At 72.3% G+C, this 23,834-nt stretch carries 25 protein-coding genes; 10 read left to right on the top strand and 15 right to left on the bottom strand.

Annotated elements, in window-relative coordinates:
• Window positions 1-27: 27 nt before the first annotated feature.
• Both HCJ93_RS10150 and HCJ93_RS10145 read right to left on the bottom strand, forming a co-directional pair.
• Complete coding sequence (locus HCJ93_RS10150; protein WP_167993287.1) at window positions 28-1,101, bottom strand: aspartate-semialdehyde dehydrogenase; 1,074 nt, start codon at window positions 1,099-1,101, stop codon at window positions 28-30.
• Entirely contained in the window at window positions 1,101-2,378 is a 1,278-nt protein-coding gene (locus HCJ93_RS10145) for an aspartate kinase (protein ID WP_167993279.1), read from the bottom strand. Before HCJ93_RS10145 ends, HCJ93_RS10150 begins: the two co-directional genes overlap by 1 nt.
• Window positions 2,379-2,630: 252 nt before the next feature.
• On the opposite strand from HCJ93_RS10145, the gene HCJ93_RS10140 reads away from it, so the two are divergent.
• Window positions 2,631-2,912: a hypothetical protein gene (locus HCJ93_RS10140; RefSeq protein ID WP_167993152.1), complete on the top strand. Its 282-nt coding sequence runs from the start codon at window positions 2,631-2,633 to the stop codon at window positions 2,910-2,912.
• A gap of 42 nt (window positions 2,913-2,954) precedes the next feature.
• Here HCJ93_RS10140 and HCJ93_RS10135 read toward each other — a convergent pair whose 3' ends face one another.
• The 4 genes from HCJ93_RS10135 to HCJ93_RS10120 all read right to left on the bottom strand — a co-directional run bounded on the left by HCJ93_RS10135 (window position 2,955) and on the right by HCJ93_RS10120 (window position 5,643).
• Window positions 2,955-3,776, bottom strand: a complete 822-nt coding sequence (locus HCJ93_RS10135; RefSeq protein ID WP_206317196.1) for a DUF8017 domain-containing protein — start codon at window positions 3,774-3,776, stop codon at window positions 2,955-2,957.
• A 197-nt stretch (window positions 3,777-3,973) separates the two neighbouring features.
• Window positions 3,974-4,633, bottom strand: coding sequence for a DUF5063 domain-containing protein (locus tag HCJ93_RS10130; RefSeq protein ID WP_167993277.1), 660 nt, complete (start codon window positions 4,631-4,633; stop codon window positions 3,974-3,976).
• On the bottom strand, window positions 4,626-5,225 hold the full coding sequence (gene recR, locus HCJ93_RS10125; RefSeq protein WP_167993275.1) for a recombination mediator RecR: 600 nt from the start codon (window positions 5,223-5,225) through the stop codon (window positions 4,626-4,628). Before recR ends, HCJ93_RS10130 begins: the two co-directional genes overlap by 8 nt.
• A gap of 76 nt (window positions 5,226-5,301) precedes the next feature.
• Window positions 5,302-5,643 (bottom strand): YbaB/EbfC family nucleoid-associated protein, encoded by a 342-nt coding sequence (locus tag HCJ93_RS10120; protein WP_167993273.1) that lies wholly within the window; start codon window positions 5,641-5,643, stop codon window positions 5,302-5,304.
• A 321-nt stretch (window positions 5,644-5,964) separates the two neighbouring features.
• Between HCJ93_RS10120 and HCJ93_RS10115 the strand changes: the two genes are divergently transcribed.
• Window positions 5,965-6,750, top strand: coding sequence for an SLATT domain-containing protein (locus tag HCJ93_RS10115; protein ID WP_167993272.1), 786 nt, complete (start codon window positions 5,965-5,967; stop codon window positions 6,748-6,750).
• 103 nt (window positions 6,751-6,853) lie between these two features.
• On the opposite strand, the gene HCJ93_RS10110 is transcribed toward HCJ93_RS10115, so the two are convergent.
• The 3 genes from HCJ93_RS10110 to HCJ93_RS10100 form a co-directional block, all read right to left on the bottom strand.
• Window positions 6,854-8,758, bottom strand: coding sequence for a protein kinase domain-containing protein (locus tag HCJ93_RS10110; protein ID WP_167993270.1), 1,905 nt, complete (start codon window positions 8,756-8,758; stop codon window positions 6,854-6,856).
• A gap of 76 nt (window positions 8,759-8,834) precedes the next feature.
• Window positions 8,835-9,320, bottom strand: coding sequence for a MarR family winged helix-turn-helix transcriptional regulator (locus HCJ93_RS10105; protein ID WP_167993268.1), 486 nt, complete (start codon window positions 9,318-9,320; stop codon window positions 8,835-8,837).
• A complete protein-coding gene (locus tag HCJ93_RS10100) occupies window positions 9,317-9,919 on the bottom strand; it encodes a DJ-1/PfpI family protein (RefSeq protein WP_167993266.1) in 603 nt (200 codons plus the stop codon). The genes HCJ93_RS10105 and HCJ93_RS10100 overlap by 4 nt, the downstream gene beginning before the upstream one ends.
• Before the next feature lie 261 nt (window positions 9,920-10,180).
• Between HCJ93_RS10100 and HCJ93_RS10095 the strand changes: the two genes are divergently transcribed.
• The 3 genes from HCJ93_RS10095 to HCJ93_RS10085 all read left to right on the top strand — a co-directional run bounded on the left by HCJ93_RS10095 (window position 10,181) and on the right by HCJ93_RS10085 (window position 13,221).
• On the top strand, window positions 10,181-11,545 hold the full coding sequence (locus HCJ93_RS10095) for an aspartate aminotransferase family protein (RefSeq protein ID WP_167993264.1): 1,365 nt from the start codon (window positions 10,181-10,183) through the stop codon (window positions 11,543-11,545).
• Window positions 11,546-11,693: 148 nt separating this feature from the next.
• Entirely contained in the window at window positions 11,694-12,389 is a 696-nt protein-coding gene (locus HCJ93_RS10090) for a GntR family transcriptional regulator (protein ID WP_167993262.1), read from the top strand.
• Between the two features lie 181 nt (window positions 12,390-12,570).
• On the top strand, window positions 12,571-13,221 hold the full coding sequence (locus HCJ93_RS10085) for a putative DNA-mimic protein (protein ID WP_167993260.1): 651 nt from the start codon (window positions 12,571-12,573) through the stop codon (window positions 13,219-13,221).
• A 33-nt stretch (window positions 13,222-13,254) separates the two neighbouring features.
• Here HCJ93_RS10085 and HCJ93_RS10080 read toward each other — a convergent pair whose 3' ends face one another.
• Window positions 13,255-13,572 (bottom strand): cytochrome ubiquinol oxidase subunit I, encoded by a 318-nt coding sequence (locus HCJ93_RS10080; protein ID WP_167993258.1) that lies wholly within the window; start codon window positions 13,570-13,572, stop codon window positions 13,255-13,257.
• 527 nt (window positions 13,573-14,099) lie between these two features.
• On the opposite strand from HCJ93_RS10080, the gene HCJ93_RS10075 reads away from it, so the two are divergent.
• Together HCJ93_RS10075 and HCJ93_RS10070 are read left to right on the top strand one after the other, a co-directional pair.
• Entirely contained in the window at window positions 14,100-14,312 is a 213-nt protein-coding gene (locus tag HCJ93_RS10075) for a hypothetical protein (protein ID WP_240967532.1), read from the top strand.
• Between the two features lie 158 nt (window positions 14,313-14,470).
• On the top strand, window positions 14,471-14,713 hold the full coding sequence (locus tag HCJ93_RS10070; protein WP_240967531.1) for a hypothetical protein: 243 nt from the start codon (window positions 14,471-14,473) through the stop codon (window positions 14,711-14,713).
• 88 nt (window positions 14,714-14,801) lie between these two features.
• Here the strand turns inward: HCJ93_RS10070 and HCJ93_RS10065 are convergent, their stop codons facing one another.
• A complete protein-coding gene (locus HCJ93_RS10065) occupies window positions 14,802-16,085 on the bottom strand; it encodes an adenylosuccinate synthase (RefSeq protein ID WP_167993256.1) in 1,284 nt (427 codons plus the stop codon).
• 190 nt (window positions 16,086-16,275) lie between these two features.
• Here HCJ93_RS10065 and HCJ93_RS10060 point away from each other — a divergent pair, with 190 nt between their 5' ends.
• Window positions 16,276-17,148 carry a diacylglycerol kinase family protein gene (locus HCJ93_RS10060; protein WP_167993254.1) on the top strand — a complete coding sequence of 291 codons (873 nt, stop codon included), beginning with the start codon at window positions 16,276-16,278 and terminating at the stop codon, window positions 17,146-17,148.
• Window positions 17,149-17,261: 113 nt separating this feature from the next.
• On the opposite strand, the gene HCJ93_RS10055 is transcribed toward HCJ93_RS10060, so the two are convergent.
• Complete coding sequence (locus tag HCJ93_RS10055) at window positions 17,262-17,789, bottom strand: GbsR/MarR family transcriptional regulator (RefSeq protein WP_167993252.1); 528 nt, start codon at window positions 17,787-17,789, stop codon at window positions 17,262-17,264.
• Window positions 17,790-17,912: 123 nt separating this feature from the next.
• On the opposite strand from HCJ93_RS10055, the gene HCJ93_RS10050 reads away from it, so the two are divergent.
• Together HCJ93_RS10050 and HCJ93_RS10045 are read left to right on the top strand one after the other, a co-directional pair.
• Complete coding sequence (locus HCJ93_RS10050) at window positions 17,913-18,827, top strand: ABC transporter ATP-binding protein (protein ID WP_167993242.1); 915 nt, start codon at window positions 17,913-17,915, stop codon at window positions 18,825-18,827.
• On the top strand, window positions 18,824-20,446 hold the full coding sequence (locus HCJ93_RS10045; RefSeq protein ID WP_167993240.1) for an ABC transporter permease: 1,623 nt from the start codon (window positions 18,824-18,826) through the stop codon (window positions 20,444-20,446). The genes HCJ93_RS10050 and HCJ93_RS10045 overlap by 4 nt, the downstream gene beginning before the upstream one ends.
• Window positions 20,447-20,503: 57 nt before the next feature.
• Here the strand turns inward: HCJ93_RS10045 and HCJ93_RS10040 are convergent, their stop codons facing one another.
• The 3 genes from HCJ93_RS10040 to HCJ93_RS10030 form a co-directional block, all read right to left on the bottom strand.
• Window positions 20,504-21,706: a cytochrome P450 gene (locus HCJ93_RS10040; protein WP_167993238.1), complete on the bottom strand. Its 1,203-nt coding sequence runs from the start codon at window positions 21,704-21,706 to the stop codon at window positions 20,504-20,506.
• An 84-nt stretch (window positions 21,707-21,790) separates the two neighbouring features.
• On the bottom strand, window positions 21,791-22,456 hold the full coding sequence (locus HCJ93_RS10035) for a response regulator (protein ID WP_167993236.1): 666 nt from the start codon (window positions 22,454-22,456) through the stop codon (window positions 21,791-21,793).
• On the bottom strand, window positions 22,453-23,817 hold the full coding sequence (locus tag HCJ93_RS10030; protein ID WP_167993234.1) for a sensor histidine kinase: 1,365 nt from the start codon (window positions 23,815-23,817) through the stop codon (window positions 22,453-22,455). The genes HCJ93_RS10035 and HCJ93_RS10030 overlap by 4 nt, the downstream gene beginning before the upstream one ends.
• Window positions 23,818-23,834: the final 17 nt, after the last annotated feature.

Below are 23,834 nucleotides of genomic sequence, written 5' to 3'. Positions count from 1 at the left end.
CTACTCAAGATCATTTGAAGACACGACCTAGCTCTCGCCGGCCACCAGCTCGGCGATCTGCACGGTGTTCAGGGCCGACCCCTTGCGCAAGTTGTCCCCGCAGACGAACAGTTCCAGCGCGGTCGGGTCGTCCAGCGCCCTGCGCACCCGCCCCACCCACGTGGGGTCGGTGCCGACCGCGTCGACGGGCGTGGGGAACTCGGCCGCGGCCGGGTTGTCGCACAGCACCACTCCCGGTGCCGTGGCCAGGATCTCGCGGGCCCGGTCGACGGTGACCTCGTTCTCGAAGCGGGCGTGCACAGTGCACGAGTGCGTGGTGACCACCGGCACCCGTACGCAGGTCACGGCCACCGGGAGGTTCGCCAGGCCGAGGATCTTGCGGGTCTCCTCGCGGACCTTGATCTCCTCGGAGGACCAGCCGTCCTCCCGCACCGTCCCCGCCCAGGGCACCACGTTCAGCGCCACCGGCTCCGGGAAGGGCCCGGTGTTGTCGCCCACGGCCCGCCGCACATCGCCCGGGCTGGTGCCCAGCTCGGTGCCGGCGACCAGGGACAGCTGTTCGCGCAGGGTCCGCACGCCGGCGTGCCCGGCGCCGCTGGCGGCCTGGCAGGCGGAGACGACCAGCTCGCGCAGGCCGAACTCGGCGTGCAGGGCGCCCAGGGCGACGATCATCGACAGGGTGGTGCAGTCGGGGTTGGCGATGATGCCCCGCGGCCGCAGCCGCGCCGCGTGCGGATTGACCTCGGGGACGACGAGCGGCACCTCGTCGTCCATGCGGAAGACGCAGGAGGTGTCGATCACCACCGCACCGCGCGCGGCGGCGACGGGCGCCCACTGGCCCGCGACCTCGTCGGGCACGTCGAACAAGGCGATGTCGACGCCGTCGAAGGCCTCCTCGGTGAGCGCCAGGACCTCGACCTCCTCACCGCGCACGGCCAGCTTGCGGCCGGCCGAGCGCGATGAGGCGAGCAGTCGGATCTCGCCCCAGATGTCCTTCCGCTGGGACAGGATCTGCAGCATGACCGTGCCGACGGCACCGGTCGCACCCACGACCGCGAGCGTCGGTCGCACGACCCCGCCGGGTCGTCCGGTTCCGGCCATCAGCGGCCGGTGCCTCCGTAGACGACGGCCTCGTCGCTGTCGGAGTCCAGTCCGAAGGCGGTGTGCACGGCGCGCACGGCCTCCTGCACGTCGTCCTTGCGCGTGACGACCGAGATGCGGATCTCGGAGGTCGAGATCAGCTCGATGTTCACCCCGGCGTCGCTGAGCGCGGTGAAGAAGTCGGCCGTGACACCCGGGTTGGTCTTCATGCCCGCGCCGACCAGGGAGATCTTGCCGATCTGGTCGTCGTAGCGCAGCGAGTCGAAGCCGATGGCGGCCTTGGTCCGCTCCAGGGCGTCGATGGCCTTGCGGCCGTCGGTCTTGGGCAGCGTGAACGTGATGTCCGTCAGCCCGGTGGACGCGGCGGAGACGTTCTGCACCACCATGTCGATGTTGATCTCGGCGTCGGCGATGGCGCGGAAGATCGAGGCCGCCTCGCCCGGCTTGTCCGGCACGCCGACGACCGTGATCTTGGCCTCGGAGGTGTCGTGCGCGACACCGGAGATGATGGCCTGCTCCACCTGCTTGTCCCCTTGCTTGATCGGCTCGCTGCTGACCCACGTGCCCTGAAGGCCGCTGAAGCTGGAGCGGACGTGGATCGGGATGTTGTACCGGCGGGCGTACTCCACGCAGCGGTGGAGCAGCACCTTCGACCCGGAGGCGGCCAGTTCGAGCATGTCCTCGAACGAGATCCAGTCGATCTTCCGGGCCTTCTTCACCACGCGCGGGTCGGCGGTGAACACACCGTCGACGTCGGTGTAGATCTCGCACACCTCGGCGTCGAGCGCTGCGGCGAGCGCCACGGCCGTGGTGTCGGACCCGCCCCGCCCGAGGGTGGTGATGTCCTTGGTGTCCTGGCTGACGCCCTGGAACCCGGCGACGATGGCGATGTTGCCCTCGTCCACCGAGGCCTGGATCCGGCCCGGCGTGACATCGATGATGCGGGCTTTGTTGTGGACCGAGTCGGTGATGACACCTGCCTGGCTGCCGGTGAAGCTCTGGGCGTTGTGGCCCAGGTTCTTGATCGCCATGGCCAGCAGTGCCATGGAGATCCGCTCTCCGGCGGTCAGCAGCATGTCGAGCTCGCGCCCGGCAGGCATCGGGGAAACCTGCTCGGCGAGATCGATCAGCTCGTCCGTCGTGTCGCCCATCGCGGAAACCACGGCGACCACCTGGTGGCCGTTCTTCTTGGCTTCCACGATCCTCTTGGCGACGCGCTTGATGCCTTCGGCATCGGCTACGGAGGAGCCTCCGTACTTCTGCACGACAAGGCCCACGTGCGCTCCTCGCTCAGTCCGTCGTTTTCCACGGTCCGTACACATGTGTGCAGGCCGCGGTCGGCAGTCAGTCTAACGAGCGTCCGAATTTCCCCTTTGCGGTATCGCATCGTGAGACATCCGGGCACCCGTGCAGCAGGGCTCATGCCCAGGGCGGCCAAGACCACTCGGAAAAGCGACCTGTGTCACACAAACCGTGTCGCGCAGGCGGCCCGGGACGGGCGCCCGATGCGCACGCATACGCTCCCGCCTGTGTACTTCGACGAGGACGAACCCGTGTTCAGGCGCAGCAAGTGGGGCACGAGCAACTACGAGTACAACCCGCGCAACCCCGTCGGCTGCGCCCTGACCGTCATATCCGTGCTGGTCGCGGGGGTGGTGATGCTGCTCATGTACCACCACGCCGGGCCGTTCGCGCACCCCTCCGATCCCACGCCCACATGGTCGGAACCTGAGGACGGCCTGCCGATCATCCCGCCTCCGCATGCCGCAACCGGCGATCCTGTTTTCTCGGGAGCGCCGTCGGACCCCTGAACGCCTTGACGCGCCTGACGTTGCCCTCTCCGTCCGGAGAGATCAGCCGGATTTCAGGCGCACGGTACTCATGATCTTTCGCACGGTGGCCTCGCTGACCTCTCCGGGCACCTTCGCCGCACCGACCAGCGAAACGGACATGACCTCGCCCTCGGAGTCCCGGAAGGCGAAGGTCCACGCCTTGCCGTCCGAGGCGCACTTCTTCGTGCTGTTCACACCTGTGGAATAGGCGGAGGCCAGCGTCCCGGAAAGTCCTGACCGGGTGGTGAAGTTCTCCGCGCGACCTGATGCGACCTTGCCGCGGTCCGGCTGGGCGTACTCCCCGTACACCCAGGCCCGGGAATCCTCCGAGGCGGCCTCACGGGGGTCGGCGGCGCCGCTGTTCCCCCTGGTGCCCACGCTCGCCAGCGGGGTGTCCTCCACCGACCCGTCCCGGTTCTCGTCCGAGGTGCACCACTTCTCTTTGAGATGCGCCGGGGCGCGCATGGCGACGAGCGGTTTCTCGTCGGGGTCGTCGTTCTCGGCCGTGTACCGGATCCAGTCCGCGGACTGCGGATCCCACTCCGGCGGAACGTCGAAGACGATGCCCCGGTCCTGGTTCACCACGACCTTCCAGCCGCGGACCAGGGGTTCCGGCCCGGCCTCGCCCCGGGAGTCCGCCGGGCTCCGGCTCCCGGACTGCGTGGGCGGAGCGGGCGCGGGACCCGGATCGCTTCCCTCGCCGTCCCCCAGCAGTACGTAGCCGGCGACGGCCGCACACGCCACGACCACGGTGGCGGACGCCACGACGGCGAAGGTGGCCGCCCGGTTGCTCCGCCGGGGCGGCGGGGGCCCGGCCGGCTGCCCGGACGGTCGCGTGGGCATGTCCCACCACGCGTGCTCATTCTTCGCCGGCTGCTCCCCTGACCACATGCCGCACCACGATACGGCGCCGGGGGAAGGGTGATCGCGCGGGGTCGGTCAGGCCTGCATCCTCACGTCCCGGGCCGGAGTCCGGCGCGGAAGACGGCCCAGGCGGACGCGGGAACGGTCGGCCGCGGTCCGCGAGCGCCCCGTCGGCGTCACTGGACCGGGCGCATGCCCAGAGGTTCGCCGATCTCGCGGGCCATGACCTTGCCCGCCTCGAACTCCAGGGTGTCGTCGCCGACGTCCTGGTCGGTGTCCAGGCCGTCGAGTTCGGCGAGGGGCTGGTTGAGGCGGACGTGGGCCACCACGGACTGCAGGGCGCGCAGGGTGGCGGACGCGGTGCTGCCCCAGTTGGAGAAGTAGGAGAACTGCCACCACCACAGGGCCTCGGTGGTGCGGCCGGCGCGGTAGTGGGCCATGCCGTGGCGCAGGTCGGTGATGACGTCGGCCAGGTCGTCGGAGATGCGGGCCGGGACGGGCTTCTTGCGGGGCTCGTAGGGGTCGAAGACCTCGGAGTAGACGTCGACCGGCTCCAGCATGCGGGCCAAATTCTCGCGGAGTTCGTCCACGTCGGGCTCCGGGCCCGGGTCGGGCTCGTAGCGCTCGTCGGGGACGATGTCCTCGTGCGCTCCCAGCCGGCCGCCGGCGAGGAGGAGCTGGGAGACCTCCAGCAGGAGGAAGGGCACGGCCGAGTCCGGCTCGTCGCCCTTCGCCACCTCCGTGACGGCGACCAGGAAGCTCTCGATCTGATCCGCGATCTGGACCGCGAAGTCGTCCGGGTTCTGGTCCGTCGCGTGCAGCGTGGCATCAGACATCTAGGAGTCGTCTCCCCTCGAAGGCACGGCCGAGGGTGACCTCGTCCGCGTATTCCAGGTCGCCACCCACCGGGAGGCCGCTGGCCAGGCGGGTGACCTTCAGGCCCATGGGCTTGATCATGCGGGCGAGGTAGGTGGCCGTGGCCTCGCCCTCCAGATTCGGGTCCGTGGCCAGGATCAGCTCGTTGACCGTGCCGTCGGCCAGCCGGGCCAGAAGCTCGCGGATCCGCAGGTCGTCGGGGCCCACTCCGTCGATCGGGCTGATCGCGCCGCCGAGGACGTGGTAGCGGCCCCGGAACTCACGGGTGCGCTCGATCGCGACGACGTCCTTCGGCTCCTCCACGACACAGATGACGGCCGGGTCGCGGCGGGTGTCGCGGCAGATGCCGCACTGCTCCTCCTGCGCCACGTTCCCGCAGACCGCGCAGAAGCGGACCTTGGCCTTCACTTCCATGAGCGCGTGCGCGAGGCGCCGTACGTCGGCCGGCTCCGCCTGAAGGATGTGGAAGGCGATCCGCTGGGCGCTCTTCGGACCCACGCCGGGCAGCCGCCCGAGCTCGTCGATGAGGTCCTGCACGACGCCTTCGTACAACGGACTGCCGTCCTTCCTGGGGTTCCTTCACTACGTACGGTAGAGGGCTCGGCCGGTCTGAGAAAGGCAGAACGACTCAGAACGGCAGACCGGGAATGCCGCCCCCGCCCAGGCCCTGCGCGAGCGGGCCGAGCTTCTGCTGCTGCAGCTCCTGGGCGTTCTCGTTGGCCGCGTGGACCGCCGCGACGACCAGGTCGGCGAGGGTCTCGGTGTCCTCCGGGTCCACCGCCTTCGGGTCGATCTTCAGCGCGCGCAGCTCTCCCGAGCCGGTGACGGTCGCCTTCACCAGACCGCCGCCGGCCTGCCCCTCGACCTCCGTGCCGGCCAGTTCCTCCTGCGCCTTGGCCAGGTCCTGCTGCATCTTCTGGGCCTGCTGGAGCAACTGCTGCATGTTGGGCTGGCCACCACCGGGGATCACGATCAGCTCCCATCGTCCATCGGGCGTTTTTCCCGTTCGGCACGAGCCTACGTGGTCGCAGCGGGCGTCGCCCCAGCACTCTTTCGAGTGAGCCGCGCCGGGACCCTATACCTGATCAAGGCCCCCGTACGGGCGGAAAAGCGGCAGAAACACCGGCGCGCCCACCCCTTTGGGCGGTATCAAGGGTCCGCCACACCGGCACCGGGTGTCACCAGCCGGGTGCGTGGAGTGAACGGTACGGGCCGGCCGGGGGCGGTCGGGGAGCAGCAGTCGGATCGGTCGGGGTCAGTCACGTAGTCGCGGTCAGTTAGGGAGTACCGGGTGGGTCAGCCGGAGATGCAGCCCGAGGGTCGGCCTCAGAACGGGCGGGGCGAGCTGCGCGGCGAGGGGGCGTCGGCCTGGCTGCGGCGGCCGGGGCAGGCGGGGCCGGGAGACCTCGGCGGCCGGGTGTTCCCGCTCGGGGACTGGGGCGAGCCCGCGGCCCGGCTGGACGAGCTGTACCGGTGGGTGGAGCGGGGCGCGCTGGAGACGGCCGCCTGGTATCTCGCCGACCGGGTCCGGAAGCGCCGGTGCGCCCGGGCGCTGCGGGTCGGCGCGGCGGCGGGCGTGGTGACCGGGGCGGCGCTGCCGCTGCTGGATCTGGCCGGGGCGGTGAGCGGGGTCGCGCCCTGGGGCTATCTGGCGCTGCTGCTGGGCGCGGCATGCGTGGCCGGGGACCGGTTCTTCGGGGTGACGTCCGGCTGGATGCGGGACGTGGCCACCGCGCAGGCGGTGCAGCGGCGGTTGCAGGCGCTGCAGTTCGACTGGGCGTCGGAGTGTGTCCGGGAGGTTCTGGGCCCCGCGGAGGGCACGGCCGGCGAGGCGGCGGAGCGGTGCCTGAACGTGCTGCGCCGCTTCTCGGAGGACATCACGGAGCTGGTGCGGGTCGAGACGGCGGACTGGATGGTGGAGTTCCGCACCGGGACCGCGCCGCTGAGCGTGCACACGGCGGTGGCGAACGGCGCCCGGCAGGAGCAGGGCGCGTCACCCAACGGGCGCATCCCCTCGCCTCCGGGACACCAGCCGCGCCCGAACATGCCGAGACAGCGCCCGCCGGAGCCGAGGTAGCCCTTCCTGCTCCGGGCCGGGGACCGGGCACGGGCCGATCCGGGAACCGGAGCCCGGGCCGGTCCGGGAGCCGGAGACGGTCCAGGGCGAGCCCGGGCCGGGGTCAGTCCCGTTGGAAGGTCAGCTCGCCCCCGCTGTGCACGCGCCGGAGCGAGCCGTCGGGGAGCAGGGTGATCTCGCTGGCGGAGCCCGGCGTGCAGGAGCTGCTGGGCCGGCCGACGGTGACCGTGGACGGGCCGAGCCGCACTCGGTCGTCGGAGGCGGAGGTCAGCTCCGCCTCGAAGACGCAGTGATAGGTGCCGCTGCCGGTGGGGCCGTCCGCGACGAGGGAGAGCACCGTGTCGCCGGTCTCGCCCTGCTGGAGGGTCAGCCGGCGGGTGTGCTCGCCCATCGCGTTGCGGAACGAGGTGGACCATCTGCCCAGGTAGGCGGTGGGGATCGCCCCGCCGGACGGCGGCGGGGTGGTGCTCGGCCGTTTCGAGGCGTCCGGCCCGGTGGTGGGGGTGGTGGCGCCGGCGGTGTCGGGTGCGGTGACGGCCGTCGAGGGCGGCGCCGCCGGGTCGTCGGCCTCGTTGCTCTTGTCCCCGCCGCTCATCAGCGCGTACACGGTGCCACCCGCCGCGAGCGCGACGACCAGGGCGATCAGCACGAGCAGCGCGGTGGAGGGGCGCGGGTCCCGCCGGGGGTCCTGTCCGCCGGGTGCCCCGTAGTAGGGCGGCGGGCCGTACGGAGGGGTGGCGCCGCTCGGGTAGCCGCCGTACGGGTAGCCGTAGGCGGCGGGCTGGGGGTGCTGCTGCGGGTGACCGGGGGCGCCCGGGGCCGGGCCAGGGGGCGGGGTGGTGCCGCCCGGACCGCCGACGACCACGGTGGGCAGGTGGTTCACCGGGCCCCCGCTGCCCGGTTCACCGGGAGGTGGCGGCGCGGCGTCGTCGTCCGCGGGGGCGTGTTCGGGCGTCGCGGCGGGCGCGGCACCCGAAGGGGACGCGGCGGGAGCGTCCTTGGCGGCCCCCTCGGGCGAGGCACCGGCCGGGGTCTCGGAGACAGCGGTGGGTGTCGGCCCGCCCGTGTCCGCTTGCGCCTGCGGCGCCTCGGGGTTCTCGGTGTCCAGCAACTGCACCGCGTGGCGGCCCAGTTGGGCGACCAGGGCGCTCGGTAGCCACGGGTCGCGGGAGCGGCCGTCGGCGACCGTGTCCTCCGCGCCGGTCCGCCGGAGGATCTCGTCCAGCCCGGGACGCGCGTCCGGGTCCTTCTTCAGACAGTCGCCGATGAGGTCGCGCAGCCCCTCCGGCACCGGCTCGAGGTCCGGTTCCTCCTGCGCGATGCGGAACATCAGCGCGTGCACTCCGCTGTTGGCGGTGCCGAAGGGGAGCCTGCCGGTGGCGGCGTAGGCGAGGACCGAGCCCAGGCAGAAGATGTCGCAGGCCGGGGTGATGCGGTCGCCGCGCACCTGCTCGGGCGCCATGAAGCCGGGCGAGCCGACCAGCGCCCCGGTGCGGGTCAGCCCGCCGTCGGTCACCGTCTGCAGGGCCCGCGCGATCCCGAAGTCGATCACCCGGGGGCCGTCGATGGTGACCAGCACGTTGGACGGCTTGAGGTCCCGGTGGACCATCCCCGCCGCGTGGATGTCCTCGAGGGCGTGCGCCAGACCGGCCGCGAGGATGCGCACCGACCGCTCCGGCAGCGCCCCGTGGTCGTGGCCGACGACCTGCTGCAGGCTGGGCCCCGCGACATACCCGGTGGCCACCCACGGCACGGCCGCCTCGGTGTCCGCGTCCAGCACGGGCGCCGTCCAGTGGCCGCCGACCTGCCGGGCCGCCTCCACCTCCTGCCGGAAGCGCGCCCGGAACTCCTCCTGCCGGGCCAGCTCCTCCCGCACGAGCTTCACGGCGACCGTGCGGCCCCGCTCGGAACGGGCCAGATAGACGTGCCCCATCCCCCCGGCCCCGAGCCGCGCGAGCAGCCGGTACGCCCCGATCTGCTGCGGATCCCCGGGTCCGAGCTTCTCCATCGCTGCGCCGCCTTCCCCCCAAGTGAGCAACAAGCCGAGGATAGTGCCGGGCCGGTGCGGGGTGAGCCGGCTGTGCCTACGGTTCCGTAACGGGCCCGTCCAGGCGGTCGAGGACCTCGGACAGGCGTTCCAGGGCCGCCACCGCACCGGCCAGGTCCGCCTCCCCGTACGCGTGCGCCAGCCGCTCGGCGAAGGCCGCGTGCCCGGGGTCGATGCGGGCGATCGCGGCCCGCCCCTCCTCGGTGGGCGCGAGGAGTTTGGCGCGGCGGTGGGCCGGGTTGGGGCGGTACTCGGCGAGGCCCTGCCCGACCAGCAGGTCGGCGATGCGCTGGACGCTCTGCCGGGTGATGCCCATGACGCGGGCGATGCCCGCCACCGGCAGCGGCTCGCCGAGGACCGCGCCGAGCACCTGCCAGCGGGCCGCGGTGAGGCCGGCCGGACGGGCCAGCTCCTCGGCCAGCTGCAGGAACTGGCCGTTGAGCCGGAAGACGCCGAGCGCAGCGCGGCTGAGCAGCTCCTGCCGCCCTCGGTCCCCCGCGTGCTCCGGGGCCGCTGCGCTCACCGGGCCGCCGCCTGCAGCTCGGCGTACGCGGCCGCGTCCGAGTGGTGGAACAGCCGGTACCACGCGTCGATCACCTTCTCGTCGAAGGCGCCGAGCAGCCGGAAGACCTCCCGTGCGAAGGCGACGGGCTCGGTGGGCCCGGCGGTGATCAGCCCCCGGTCGGTGACGGCGTCGGTGTCGGCGTACCGGTCTCCGCCCGCGTATCCGGTGGCCGCGAGGTAGGCGGGCGCGGCGCTGGTGTGCGCCCGGTCGTCCAGCAGGCCCTCGCGGGCGAGCCCGGCGGTGGCGCCGCAGATCGCGGCGACGGGCACCCCGGCGTCGAGGAAGGCGCGGGCGGCCCGGGCGAAGGGGGCGAGCGCGTCGCCCTCGTCCCACAGGCGGGCGCCGGTGAGGACGAGCAGCGAGCTGTCCTCGGGGCGCAGCGCGCCGAGGGCCAGGTCGGGGACGATCCGCAGTCCGCCCATGGTGGTGACGGGCTCCGTGGTGGGTCCGACGGTACGGACCTCGAACCCGGCCTGGGTGAGATGGGCGGTGGTGTGGCCGGTCTCCCAGTCGGCGAAGGTGTCGTAGAGGGCGAGGTGGACGGGCTTGCGGGTCATGACCGCTCCCTGGGTTCGGGGGATGGGTGACACCTGCTCCGGATCCCGCGTCCGACGCTGCTTCCGGGTCTGCTTCCGGCGGCAGACCTGACGACAGGATTCGATGACAAGATGCTGTCATTTAGACAGCATGCTGTCAATAGCTTCCGGAGGCCACGGCCCCCCTGGCCGCCCGTCCGTCGACAACCTGTCGCGGAAAGACCGCGACCGCAGACAGGCCGCCGATGTCGCCGCCGCCCGCACGCCGCCTACCCTCGGCGTATGACCCCTCAGACCCCTCAGCCGAACCCCGAGGCCGGCGCCGCAGTGAAGGCCGCCGACCGTGCGCACGTCTTCCACTCCTGGTCCGCTCAGGAGCTCATCGACCCGCTCGCCGTCGCCGGAGCGGAGGGGTCGTACTTCTGGGACTACGACGGGCGCCGCTACCTCGACTTCACCAGTGGTCTCGTCTACACGAACGTCGGCTACCAGCACCCCAAGGTCGTCGCCGCGATCCAGGAGCAGGCGGCGAGAATGACGACCTTCGCGCCCGCGTTCGCCGTGGAGGCCCGTTCGGAGGCGGCCCGGCTGATAGCCGAGCGCACCCCCGGCGACCTGGACAAGATCTTCTTCACCAACGGCGGCGCCGACGCCAACGAGCACGCGGTGCGCATGGCCCGCCTGCACACCGGCCGCCCCAAGGTGCTCTCCGCCTACCGCTCGTACCACGGCGGCACCCAGCAGGCCATCAACCTCACCGGCGACCCGCGCCGCTGGGCCTCCGACACCGCCTCGCAGGGCGTGGTGCACTTCTGGGCGCCGTTCCTGTACCGCTCGCGCTTCTACGCGGAGACCGAGGAGCAGGAGTGCGCCCGGGCGCTGGAGCACCTGGAGACCACGATCGCCTTCGAGGGACCGTCGACCATCGCCGCGATCCTGCTGGAGACCATCCCCGGCACCGCCGGGATCATGGTGCCGCCCGCCGGTTACCTCGCGGGCGTGCGGGAGCTGTGCGACAAGTACGGGATCGTGCTGATCCTGGACGAGGTGATGGCCGGGTTCGGACGGACCGGCAAGTGGTTCGCGGCCGACCTGTACGACGTGGTGCCCGACCTGATGACCTTCGCCAAGGGTGTGAACTCCGGTTATGTGCCGCTGGGCGGCGTCGCCATCTCCGGCGCCATCGCCGAGACCTTCGGCAAGCGCGCCTACCCGGGCGGTCTGACCTACTCCGGCCACCCGCTGGCCTGCGCCGCCGCCGTCGCCACCATCAACGCGATGGAGGAGGAGGGCATCGTCGAGAACGCGGCCCGGCTCGGTGAGACCGTTCTCGGCCCCGGACTGCGCGAACTGGCCGAGCGCCACCCGAGCGTCGGCGACGTGCGCGGCGTCGGCATGTTCTGGGCGGTGGAGCTGGTCCGCGACCGCGAGACCCGCGAGCCGCTGGTGCCGTACAACGCGGCCGGCGAGGCCAACGCCCCCATGGCGGCGTTCGCGGCCGCCGCGAAGGAGGGCGGCCTGTGGCCCTTCGTGAACATGAACCGCACCCATGTGGTGCCGCCGTGCACCGTCAGCGAGGCGGAGCTGAAGGAGGGCCTGGCGGTGCTGGACGCGGCACTGTCGGTGGCCGATCAGCACGTGGCGTAGCGGCGCCGGGCGGGGCCTGGGGCGGGCCCTGCCGGAACGCGTAAGGTGACGTGCTCGTGAGGGACCGCGCGGACCGTGCGGCCGGAGGGTCGCGCCCCGGGTCCCCACGAGCACGTCACCGGTTCCGCGACGAGGGAGACGCCCGACCATGCCCAGCGGCCGTGTCGCCGTGACCCGCAGCACCCTGCGGCAGCAGATCGCCGAGGCGCTGCGCGACGAGGTGCTGGCCGGGCGGCTGCAACCGGGGCAGGAGTTCACGGTCAAGGAGATCGCCGAGCAGTACGGGGTGTCCGCGACCCCCGTGCGGGAGGCGCTGGTCGACCTCTCCGCGCAGGGCCTGCTCGACGCCGACCAGCATCGCGGCTTCCGGGTGCACGAGTACTCGGCGGCCGACTTCCGCGGCATGATCGAGGCGCGCAGCCTGGTCACCGACGGCATGTTCGCCGCGCTGACCGAGGGCCGGCTCGCCCGTCTCGCACCCGAGGAACCCCGGGTCGCCGCCGCCCTCGCCGGGGTCCGGCGGCGCGGTGAGGAGGCCCAGCGGGCGGCCCTCGCCGGGGACCTCACCGTGCTGATCGGCTACGACCTGCGCTTCTGGCGGGAGCTGGGGGCGCTGTTCGGCAACCCCTACCTGAGCGACTTCCTGCACCGGCTGCGCGTGCAGACCTGGGTGTGCGTGGTGCAGCAGCTGCGGCGGGTGCCCGACCTGCGGGGCCGCCTGTGGTCGGAGCACACCGCCCTGGTCGACGCCCTCTCTCGCGGCGACCTCGAGGCCGCCCGCGCGACCGTCGAGTCCTACAACGCCCACGGGCTGGCGCTGGTGGACCGCCTCCAGGACGGCTGAGGCGCGCGGTCGTCTCCCCGCTGCGTCGCCCGCTCCCGTGCGGGTATGGGTCCTGCAGGGGACGAACAGCTGTCCGTGACCTGCCCGGAGACGAAAGCGCACGGCTCGCCGTACTCTTCCTTGACGACTTCCCGACCTCTCCCGACGACCGACGGCCCCGGTGCCGCGTGAGGAGCCCTCTTTGGCCTGTGACCTGTGGCTGGTGCCCCTCGTGGACGTGTTGTGCCACACGCCCGACAACCCGTTCGCCGAGGAACTCGCGCAGTACAACTCGGTGCTCGCCGCGGCGGGCCTGCCACCGGTGCCGGTGTACCAGTACATGCCGGGACTGTCCGGGGAGGTCGCCCCGGTCGCGGGGTTCGACTACGACGCGCTGCACTTCCTGCGCCGCGCCTACCTGCTCCAGGTGTGCGGCCTGCCGGTGACCCCGGTGGACGAACTCGGCGGCGACTACGAGCAGCTGCTGGAGATGTTCGACGCCACGGCCCAGCAGTCCCACCTGGTCTGGCACTACGACCACGCGGGCGCGTACGTCCCCCTCGACTTCCCCACCCCGCTGTCCAGCGACGAGCTCCTCGCCGGCGGCGGCCCGCTGGGCTCCTCCCAGGCGCTGCTGCGGGAACTGGAACTCGTCGCCCCCACCCTCGGCATCGACCCGGCCAACCCCCCGGCCGCGCCCGAACCGCCGCGTGCTCCCACCGAGCTGGAGGAGCCGGCCGTGCCCGCCCCCTACGACCCCAGCCCCTTCGCCCGTGAGCGCCACGTCTGGCTGGGCCTGCACGCGGCGGCGACGCGGAGTCTGGCGCAGGGGTCGATGATCGTGTTCAGCTGATGCGCGAGGGCCGTACCGGGCCCAGGTGATCGTCTATCCGGCCATGCGAACGCCGGTACGGCAGGCCACGTACAGGGCGAACAGTGCGAGGAGCAGCCCGAGGAACCGGGGCCACCAGGGCAGCGGGCTGCGCCGGTGGACGGTCCACAGGCGCTTCAGCTGCAGGGCGGCGGACAGCACGCCGAGCGCGACCATGGCGGTGAACACCCAGAACAGCAGGGGCCGTTCGGCCAGGTAAGTCCTCCTCACCCCGGTGTCGCCGACGACGAGCGCCAGGCAGGGGACGATGTACTGGGCGGTGCTGAACCCCGGTGCCTCCTGCTGCTGCTCCGGGGTGTCCGTGTGCGTCATGGGGGCTGTCTCCCTGGTGTCGCGGCAGCCGTCGGCCGGTGCTCGCCGCCGGGGTCGTGCCGAGGGGAGGCACCCCGCGCGGAGTGCCTCCCTTTGCGGTGCGTCGTGCGGTCAGAAGGAGAACGGCCCGAGCTGGTTCTCCGCCGCGGACGCCGTGGCGGGAGCCAGCGCGGGCACCAAGGTGGCGACGGTACCCACCGCCGCCAGGAGGGCTATCCGACTTCTTCTCACGAGGATGGGGCCCTTGATCGATCGGCTACGGACCCATACACCCTTGCGTGCGGGGGAGTTGAAGTAATCCCTCCCCGGTCCCGATGTCCTCCCACCTCAGAACGACGGGCCCCGGCGGCGGATGAGCCTCCAGTCGCACAACCGGAAAGGGCGATCCGCCCTCTTCTTCAGAAGGCCGCCTGAAGAGCCCTCAGTTCCGCTGGAACCGAGGTGAGATGCGCGTTCCCGGCGAACTGTTCCAGCCGATTCCTGTGATCCTTTTCATGGGTTCCCGGCCACGCGGGACATGCTGCCGGATGCGAGATTCTCCTGCGCGTTCGCCTCCCACCTCGGTGCTCAGCGACATCGCGGCCGGCAAGTCCTCCCGCAAGAAGACCTGTGTCAGGAACGCCGTCATCGGCTGCCTCGGCGGGGAAATCGGCGGCGTCGTCCGGAAGTTCCTGCCGGGCTGGGTGAAGAACAAGGCCGTCAACATGGTGATCGCCTTCATCACCGAGTACATCCGCTGAGACCGCTCGGCAGCACGCGCCCCCGGGAGCAGGTATGGCCCACATCCTCGTCTTCGGCTGTTTCGCACTGCTGGGTGAGGCCAGTGGGCTTGCCGCGCTGACCGGGTACCGGGGGGAAGGTCCGCGACCGGACGCACGGGTACGAGGTGCCGGCGCGGGTGAAGGCCGATCCCCGGCTGCGGAAGCGGGCGAACGAGCTGGTGGCGTTCTGGTGCACGGGGGCCGCGGCGCTCAGCTTCGCGGCGCTGGTGCCGGTCGGCACCGTCGTGCTGCGCGGTGCCGGCGGGGCCATCAGCACCTGGGGGCTGGTGGTGTCCGCCGGCTACGGCATGGCCGTGGTGACGGTGGGGGCCTGTCCCTTCGAGAAGATCAAGCATCTCGGCGGGGCCGCAGGGGCCTGAGCGCGCGTCAGGGGCGCGAACGGCGGACGGCCGGTGCGGGGGGATTCCCGTACCGGCCGTCCGTCTCCGTCCCAGGGCCCTCGTGGGCTCAGAGGAACGAGTTGATCTCGATGGTCTCGTCGCGGCCCGGACCGACACCGATCGCGGAGATCGGGGCGCCGGACATCTCCTCCAGGGCCTTGACGTAGTTCTGCGCGTTCTTCGGCAGGTCCGAGAAGGACTTGGCCTTGCTGATGTCCTCGCTCCAGCCCGGCAGCATCTCGTAAACGGGCTTCGCGTGGTGGAAGTCGGTCTGCGAGTACGGCAGTTCCTCGACACGCCTGCCGTCGATCTCGTAGGCGACGCAGACCGGGATCTGCTCCCAGCCGGTGAGGACGTCGAGCTTGGTGAGGAAGAAGTCGGTCAGGCCGTTCACCCGGGTCGCGTAGCGGGCGATCACCGCGTCGAACCAGCCGCAGCGGCGGTCCCGGCCGGTGGTCACACCCCGCTCGCCGCCGATCCGGCGCAGCGCCTCGCCGTCCTCGTCGAACAGCTCGGTCGGGAACGGGCCGGCGCCGACGCGGGTGGTGTACGCCTTGAGGATGCCGATGACCCGGCTGATCTTCGTCGGGCCCACGCCGGTGCCCGTGCAGGCGCCGCCCGCGGTCGGGTTGGAGGAGGTGACGAACGGGTACGTGCCGTGGTCGATGTCCAGCAGCGTGCCCTGGCCGCCCTCGAAGAGGACCACCTTGTCCTGCTCCAGCGCCTGGTTGAGGATCAGCACGGTGTCGGCGACGTACGGGCGCAGCTTCTCCGCGTAGCCCAGCAGTTCCTCGACCACCTGGTCGGCGGCGATGGCGCGGCGGTTGTAGAGCTTGGTGAGGATCTGGTTCTTGACGTCGAGGGCCGCCTCGACCTTCTGCGTCAGGATCGACTCGTCGTACAGGTCCTGCACCCGGATGCCCACGCGGTTGATCTTGTCGGCGTAGGTCGGGCCGATGCCGCGGCCGGTGGTCCCGATCTTGCGCTTGCCGAGGAAGCGCTCGGTGACCTTGTCCACCGTGACGTTGTACGGCGTGATGATGTGCGCGTTGCCGCTGATCAGCAGCTTGGACGTGTCGACGCCGCGCTCGTTCAGCCCGCTCAGCTCGGAGAGCAGGACCGAGGGGTCGACGACGACACCGTTACCGATGACCGGCGTGCAGCCGGGTGACAGGATCCCGGAAGGGAGCAGGTGCAGGGCGTACTTCTGATCGCCCACCACCACCGTGTGGCCGGCGTTGTTGCCGCCCTGGTAACGCACCACGTAATCGACGGATCCGCCGAGCAGGTCCGTCGCCTTTCCCTTGCCTTCGTCACCCCACTGAGCACCGAGCAGCACAAGTGCGGGCACGCGCGTACACCCCTTCCGGGCGGGGCATGTCCATGGTCGAGGGCGTACGCGGAGGATCACCGCCGCGTGCACCGCGACCGTCGTTGGCCGCCAACCGTCGGACCGGATGCCCCGGAATAGACGAAGCCCCTGGGCGCACAGCGCAGCGCAAGGGGCTCTTGCACAAAGATGCTACCCGAGGAAGCGAGGCATGGCCGAGGTGGCGACATCCGCGACACACTCCGCGACGTCCTGGTCCGCTCCCGAACAGCTCCTGGTGGTCGTCGATCCGGTCGCCCGGCGCACTGACGGGGAGTCCGTGAGGATCGCGAAAGACGTGCTCAGCGCGGGTGCGGCCGGCACCAAGGTGTGTCTGCCGGACGGTCCGGAGGAGTTCGCCCGGGCGCTTCGGCGGCGCGGCTCGCGGCGGCCGGTGCTGGTCGGTGACGACCGGGCGCTGGTGCGGGCGGTGAGCCTGCTGCACCGGCAGCGCGAGCTGGCGGCGTGCGTGCTGTCGCTGGTGCCGGTGGGCGGCGCGCTGTCCCTCGCCCGCTCCCTGGGCGTGCCGACCAGTGCGGTGGCGGCGGCGCGGGCCGTGCTGGACGGGGCCGAGCGGCGGATGGACCTGCTGGTGGACGACAGCGACGGGGTGGTGCTGGGCCGGCTGCGGATCCCGCCGCTGGGTGCGGGGGTCGGGCGGGAGGAGTCCGGGGCGGGCCGCCCCTGGCTGCGGACCTGCCAGTCGCTGGTGCGCACCCTGGTGCCGGCCCGGCCGTCCCGCCTGGTCACGGCCGCGCCCGACGCGGGACCGTCACACCTGCGCGTGGAGGTCGACTGCGACATGCTGGTCGATCTCCACCAGCCGGTGGACTGCGTCCAGGTGAGCCCGGCAGCCCCGGGCCGGGCCCGCGTGGAGGTCCGCCCCGCCGGGGCGCCCCCGCTCCTGGCGGAGGGCCGCACGGTCACGGTCTCCGGCGCCCACTTCCGCTACCGCGCCGACGCTCTGACCTCCGGCCCCGTCCGCACCCGGACCTGGGAGGTGAGAGAGGGCGCCTGGGGCCTGACGGTACCGGCGCCCGGATAGCCCCACCGGTCCGGCGGACGATCAGGGAGCCTGGAGGCCGGCGGTGCCGCCCGGCCATGACTGTCATGGTGCGCCACCCTGCGGACGGACCAGCCGCCACTCGGCGCAGCCGATCAGTCACGCGTGGAGGTGCCGGAGCCGAATCGCTGCTCACGGTGCTCGCGCCAGCGTTCCATCATCGCGGCGACCTCCTTCTCCACGAACTCGAAGAAGGCCAGGGTCTCGGTGAGGCGCCGGCCCGCCGGGGTGGTGGGGCCGAGGCTGGTGACGCCCTCGCGGAGGGCGTCCTCCCAGCGCCGGAGGATCGCCTCGCGGTTGGTGAGGGCCTCGTACCACTGGTCGCCGTGGACGCGGTACCGCTCACGGCGGGAGCCGGGCTCGCGCTCACGGGAGATCATGTGGACCTGGGCGAGGTAGCGCACCGCGCCGGACACCGCGGCGGGTGAGATCTTCAGCTGCTCGCCCAGCTCCGACGAAGTCAGGGCGCCGGTGTCGGAGGCGAGCAGGGCCGCGAAGACGCGGGCGGGCATGCGCGGCAGGCCGGCCTCCACCAGCTGTGCCGCGAAGTGCTCCACGAAGCGGGAGACCGCCTCCGGGTCCCGGCCGTCCGCGCCGGTCGCCCCTGCCGCCGCCTGTGTCATGCCTCGATCACTCCCCTCCTACGGCTGCCGCGCCGAGGCTGCTCCTCCGTTCGCAACCCTAACCGCCAGTACAGTCACTTCTGTATCTTCACAAATTTCTGAAAGAAGCGTACGTTCCGGAGCATGACCAAGGCCATCACCGTCTCCGGGCTGCACAAGTCGTTCGGCCGCACCCGTGCCCTCGAGGGCCTCGACCTGGACGTCGAGTCCGGCGAGGTGCACGGCTTCCTCGGCCCCAACGGCTCGGGGAAATCCACCACCATCCGCGTCCTGCTCGGCCTGCTGCGCGCCGACTCGGGCGCCGTCCAGGTCCTCGGGCGCGACCCGTGGACGGACGCCGTGGAGATCCACCGCCGGATCGCCTACGTCCCCGGCGACGTGACGCTCTGGCGCAACCTCTCCGGCGGCGAGGTCATCGACCTCTACGGACGCCTGCGCGGCGGCCTGGACGCGCGCCGCCGCGCCGAGCTGATCGACCGCTTCGAGCTGGACCCGACCAAGAAGGGCCGCACCTACTCCAAGGGGAACCGGCAGAAGGTCGCCCTGGTCGCCGCGTTCGCCTCCGACGTCGACCTGCTGATCCTGGACGAGCCGACCTCCGGGCTCGACCCGCTGATGGAGGAGGTCTTCCAGAGTTGCGTCGCCGAGGAGCGGGACCGCGGCCGGACCGTGCTGCTGTCCTCGCACATCCTCAGCGAGGTGGAGGAGCTGTGCGACCGCGTGAGCATCATCCGCAAGGGCCGGACCGTGGAGAGCGGTTCGCTGGCCGACCTGCGCCACCTCACCCGCACCAGCGTGAGCGCCGAGCTCGCCGGCCCGCCCGACGGCCTCGCCGCCCTGCCCGGCGTCCACGACCTGGAGGTGCGCGGCAACCGGGTCCGGCTCCAGGTCGACACCGACCGGCTGGACGCCGTACTGCGCTCGCTCACCGACTCGGGCGTACGCTCGCTGACGTCCACGCCGCCGACGCTGGAGGAGCTGTTCCTGCGTCACTACCAGAAGGACGCCACCGCGTCCGCCGGGGCGGTGGCCCCATGAGCAGTACCTCGTCCGCGTTCTCCGCCTTCGCGGTGCGCCCCGCCGCCGCGCGGCAGCTCGCCGGCACCGGCACCCTGCTCCGCCTCGCCCTGCGCCGTGACCGTCTGCTCATCCCCGTCTGGATCGCGGTGAACGCCCTCATGGTGCTGTCCATGCCGGGCACCCTGGACAGCCTCTACGGCACACCGGCCGAACGCGCCGACCTGGTCCGGCAGATGGAGACCAACTCCTCCCTGCGCGCGATGACCGGCCCGGTCTTCGGCGACTCCCTCGGCGCGCTCACCGCCTGGCGGGCCGGCGTCTACGCCGCCGCCCTCGCCGCCGTGATGAGTCTGCTGATCGTCGTACGCCACACCCGCGACGAGGAGGAGAGCGGCCGTCAGGAGCTGGTGGCGTCCGGGACCGTGGGCCGCCGGGCCCCGCTGACGGCAGCTCTGCTGACGGCAGCCGTCGCCGACGCCGCGCTGGCCCTGCTGCTCGCCGCCGGCCTGTCCGGCCAGGGCGCCACGGGCGCCGTCGCCTTCGCCCTCGGCGTCGCGGGCACCGGCATGCTCTTCGCCACGGCCGCCGCGGTCCTCGCCCAGCTCACGGAGAGCGCCCGCCTGGCCCGGGGCCTGACGGCCGGCCTGCTGGGGGCGGGCTTCGTGCTGCGGGCGGCCGGCGACTCGGCGACCGCCGACGGCTCCTCCCCTCTCACCTGGCTCTCGCCGCTGGGCTGGCAGGAGAACCTCCGCCCCTTCGCCGCCGAACGCTGGTGGGTCCTGCTGCTCATCGCCGGTGCCGCCCTGCTGCAGGGCGCGGTGGCCTACGAACTCACCGGCCGCCGCGACCTCGGCATGAGCTTCCTGCCGACCCGCCCCGGACCGGCCACCGGCCGCCTCGGCACGGCCGGTGCGCTCGCCTGGCGTCTGCAGCGCGGCGGCCTCCTCGGCTGGAGCATCGGGTTCCTCCTCGCCGGGCTGGTGTACGGCGGGATGACCGAGGGCGCGGCGGATCTCGTCGGCGACAACGAGCAGGCGCGGCGGATCATCGAGCGGATGGGCGGCCAGGCACAGCTCACGGACGCCTTCGTCGCCTCGATGACCGGCATGCTGGGCCTGGTCGCCGCGCTGTACGTCGTCGGCGCGGTGCTCCGCCTCACGGGGGAGGAGACCTCCGGCCGGGCCGAACCGGTGCTGGCCTGCGCGGTCGGCCGGCTCCGCTGGGCCGCCGGCCACCTGGTCATCGCCTTCGGCGGCGCGGTCTGGATCCTGCTGCTGGCCGGAGCCGGATACGCCCTGGCCTACGGCAAGGACCCGGGCGGAGTCCTGGGCGCCTGCCTGGTCCAGGTCCCGGCGGTGTGGGTGATCGGCGGCGCGGCCGTCCTGCTGCACGGCCTGCTGCCGAGGGCGGCGGTGGCAGCGGCGTGGGGCGCGGCCGGCGCGGTCCTCCTCCTGGGCTGGGTCGGCCCGGCCCTCGACCTGCCCCGGTCCGTCCTGGACCTCTCCCCCTTCGGCCACCTGCCGAAGGTGCCGGGGGCGGAGATGAGCTGGGGCCCGCTGGTGGTGCTGTGTCTGATCGCGGCGGTCCTGGTGGCCGCGGGCCTCGCGGCCTTGCGACGCCGCGACATGACGACATAGACGCCGGCCGATCGGCACGACATGGACGCCGGCCGGTCGCCGCCCCCGGAGACCGGGTCAGACCTCGACCTCCAGCCCCTCCAGGCCCCGGATCACGAAGTTCGGCTTCCGCTTCGGCTCCGCCACCGGCTTCAGCCCCGGGGCCTTCCTCAGCAACGCCCCCATGGACGCCGCCAGTTCGATGCGCGCCAGAGGTGCACCGATGCAGTAGTGAATCCCGGCGCTGAAGGAGATGTGCGGGTTGTCGCGGCGGGTGATGTCCAGGGTCCCGGGGTCGGTGAAGACGGCGGGGTCGTGGTTGGCGGAGCCGAAGAGCAGCGCCAGCTCGGAACCACGGGGGACGACCGTGCCGTCGATCTCGATCTCGTCCAGCACCCAGCGCTCGAAGAGCTGCAGCGGGGTGTCGTAGCGCAGCAGCTCCTCGACCGCCGAGGGGACGAGGGAGTGGTCCGCGCGCAGGGCCGCCAGCTGCCCGGGGTTGCGGAACAGGGCCCACCAGCCGTTGACCGTGGCGTTCACCGTGGCCTCGTGGCCCGCGTTCAGCAGGAGCACACAGGTCGAGATCATCTCCTGCTCGGTGAGCCGGTCCTCCTCGTCGTGCGCGGCGATCAGCCCGGAGATCAGGTCGTCGCCCGGCTCCTTGCGGCGCTCGGCGATCAGCCCCCGCAGGTAGTCCGAGAACTCGATCGACGCCCGCACCGCCCTGCGCGCCGCCTCCTCGGACGGGTTCAGCTCGTACATCCCGCAGATGTCCGCCGACCAGGGCCGCAGCGGCCCCCGGTCCGCCTCCGGGATGCCCAGCATCTCGGCGATCACCGCCACCGGCAGCGGCTCGGCGACGTCCCTCAGCAGATCGCCCCCGCCCGCGGTGACCAGCCGGTCCACCAGCTCACCGGCCAGCTGCTCCACATACGGCTTCAGCCGCTCCACCGTCCGCGGTGTGAACGCCTTCGACACCAGGCGCCGGATGCGGGTGTGGTCCGGCGGCTCCAGGTCGAGCATCCCGTGGTCGTTGAGGGTGTGGAACGGCTCGTGCTCCGGCGGTGGCGGCGTGCGCCCGAACTCCTCATGGCTGAAGCGGTGCAGGTACGTCCGGCCCAGCCGGCGGTCCCTGAGCAGCGCGGAGACGTCCGCGTGGTGCGGCACCAGCCACTGGTTCGTCGGCTCGAACCAGTGCACACGCCCCTGGGCGCGCAACTCTGCGTAGGCGGGGTACGGGTCGGCGACGAACGCCGGGTCCCACGGATCGAAGGCTGCCATGCAGGGACGCTAGCCCCAAGGTGCCGAGGCCGGCCAGAGGGCTCGGAGCGGGGAGTCTGCGACCGCCCCGGACTCCCCCGGTGCTCACCCCGGCGTCACCAGGCGGGCCTCGTAGGCGAAGACCGCTGCCTGGGTGCGGTCGCGGAGGCCGAGTTTGACCAGGATGCGGCTGACATGGGTCTTGATGGTGGACTCGGCGACGACCAGGCGTTCGGCGATCTCCGCGTTGGACAGGCCCTGGGCGATGAGGACCAGGACCTCCGTCTCGCGTTCGGTGAGGTCGCCGTAGGCCGCCTGGGCGGAGGGCATCAGGCGCGGGGCCTCGGAGAGCTTGGAGAACTCGGTGATCAGGCGCTTGGTGACCGAGGGGGCGAGGAGGGCCTCGCCGGAGGCCACGACCCGCACCCCGTCGGCGAGCTGGCGGGCCGAGGCGTCCTTGAGGAGGAACCCGGAGGCCCCGGCGCGCAGTGCCTGATAGACGTACTCGTCGAGGTCGAAGGTGGTCAGCACCAGGACCTTCGCCGCGCTGTCCGCCGCGACGATCTCCCGGGTCGCCTCGATGCCGTTCAGCTCGGGCATGCGGATGTCCATCAGGACGACGTCGGGGGCGAGTTCGCGGACCTTGCGCACCGCCTCGCGCCCGTTGACCGCCTCGCCCACCACCTCGATGTCCGGCATCGCGTTCAGCAGGACCGAGAAGCCCTCGCGCACCATCATCTGGTCGTCGGCGACCAGCACCCGGATGGTCATGCGTCCTCTCCCGCGCGTTCCGCCGCCGTGACCGGCAGGAACACCGTCACCTCGTAGCCTCCCTCGGGCGTCGCGCCCGCCGTCATCTCGCCGTTCAGCATGGTCACCCGCTCCCGCATGCCGGTGATGCCGTGGCCGGCGCCGGGGGACGGTTTCACCAGGGCCGGGTTGGGCGGCGGGCCGTTGACGATCCGCAGGCCGAGCCCGCCGAGGACGTACCCGATCTCCACCCGCGCAGCGGCCCCGGGCGCGTGGCGCAGGCTGTTGCTGAGCGCCTCCTGCACGATCCGGTACGCCGACAGCTCCACGCCCTGCGGCAGCTCCCGCACCGCCCCGGTCACCACCTTCTCCACCTCCAGACCGGCGTCGCGCACATTGGCGAGCAGGCCGTCCAGGTCGGCGAGGGTGGGCTGCGGGGCGTCCGGTGCCTCGTAGTCCTCGGCACGGACCACACCGAGCACCCGGCGCAGCTCGGTGAGCGCGGCCACCGCGTTCTCCCGGATGGTGACGAACGCCCGCTCCAGCTCGGGCGGCGGGTTCTCCACCCGGTAGGGCGCGGCCTCCGCCTGGATGGCGACCACCGACATGTGGTGGGCGACCACGTCGTGCAGCTCCCGGGCGATGGTGGTGCGCTCCTCCAGCAGGGTGCGCCGGGAGCGTTCGTGCGCGGTGACCGTCTGCTGGGCGGTCACCTCCTCCTCGGCCGCCCGCCGGATGTGCCACACGGACACCGACAGCAGGGCCAGCGCGGAGAGGAAGAGCATGGGCGCGCTGACGGTGTAGTCGCGGCCGCCGCCGAGGACGGTCTCCGCGAGGAAGCCGTACAGGGCGGTGAGCGCCCACATCCAGGCGGCGGTGCGGGGCCGGGTCCGTATCGCGACGACGATCAGCACGGAGAGGTGGCAGATGAACGCGCCGGGCATCCAGGGCCAGTCGCGCCAGCCGCTGAGCACCGACACCACCGGCGTGGCCGCCATCGAGAGCCAGAAGGCGCCGACCGGGCGGAGCAGAGTCATCAGGACGGGCACCGCACACACCACTCCGGTGAGCAGCGCCAGCAGGCCCTGGACGCCGTAGCTCTCCACCGAGCCGACCCAGAAGGCCAGCAGCGCGGCGGCCGACACCGCGGCGTGCGGCCCGTAGCCGCGCAGCGGGCGGGGCAGCAGGCGGGTCAGCCGGCCGTTCGCCGCGGTGCGGGGCAGCGGACGGTAGGCGAAGGCGTCGTCGATCAGGTCCTTGCGCAGTCCGCGCAGGGCGTTCTGCGCCAGCTGGAACTCGGGGCTGCGCTGCGCGGCCCCGTCCCCCGCGGAGCGCGGGGAGCCGGGCGGTCCCGGGGAGGGCGTGTGGGTCGTGTCGGTCACGGTTGCCACCGTAGGCC

The sequence above is a fragment of the Streptomyces composti genome, assembly GCF_012034205.1.
Taxonomy (GTDB): domain Bacteria; phylum Actinomycetota; class Actinomycetes; order Streptomycetales; family Streptomycetaceae; genus Streptomyces; species Streptomyces composti.
This window is presented reverse-complemented; position numbering and strand designations above follow the sequence as displayed.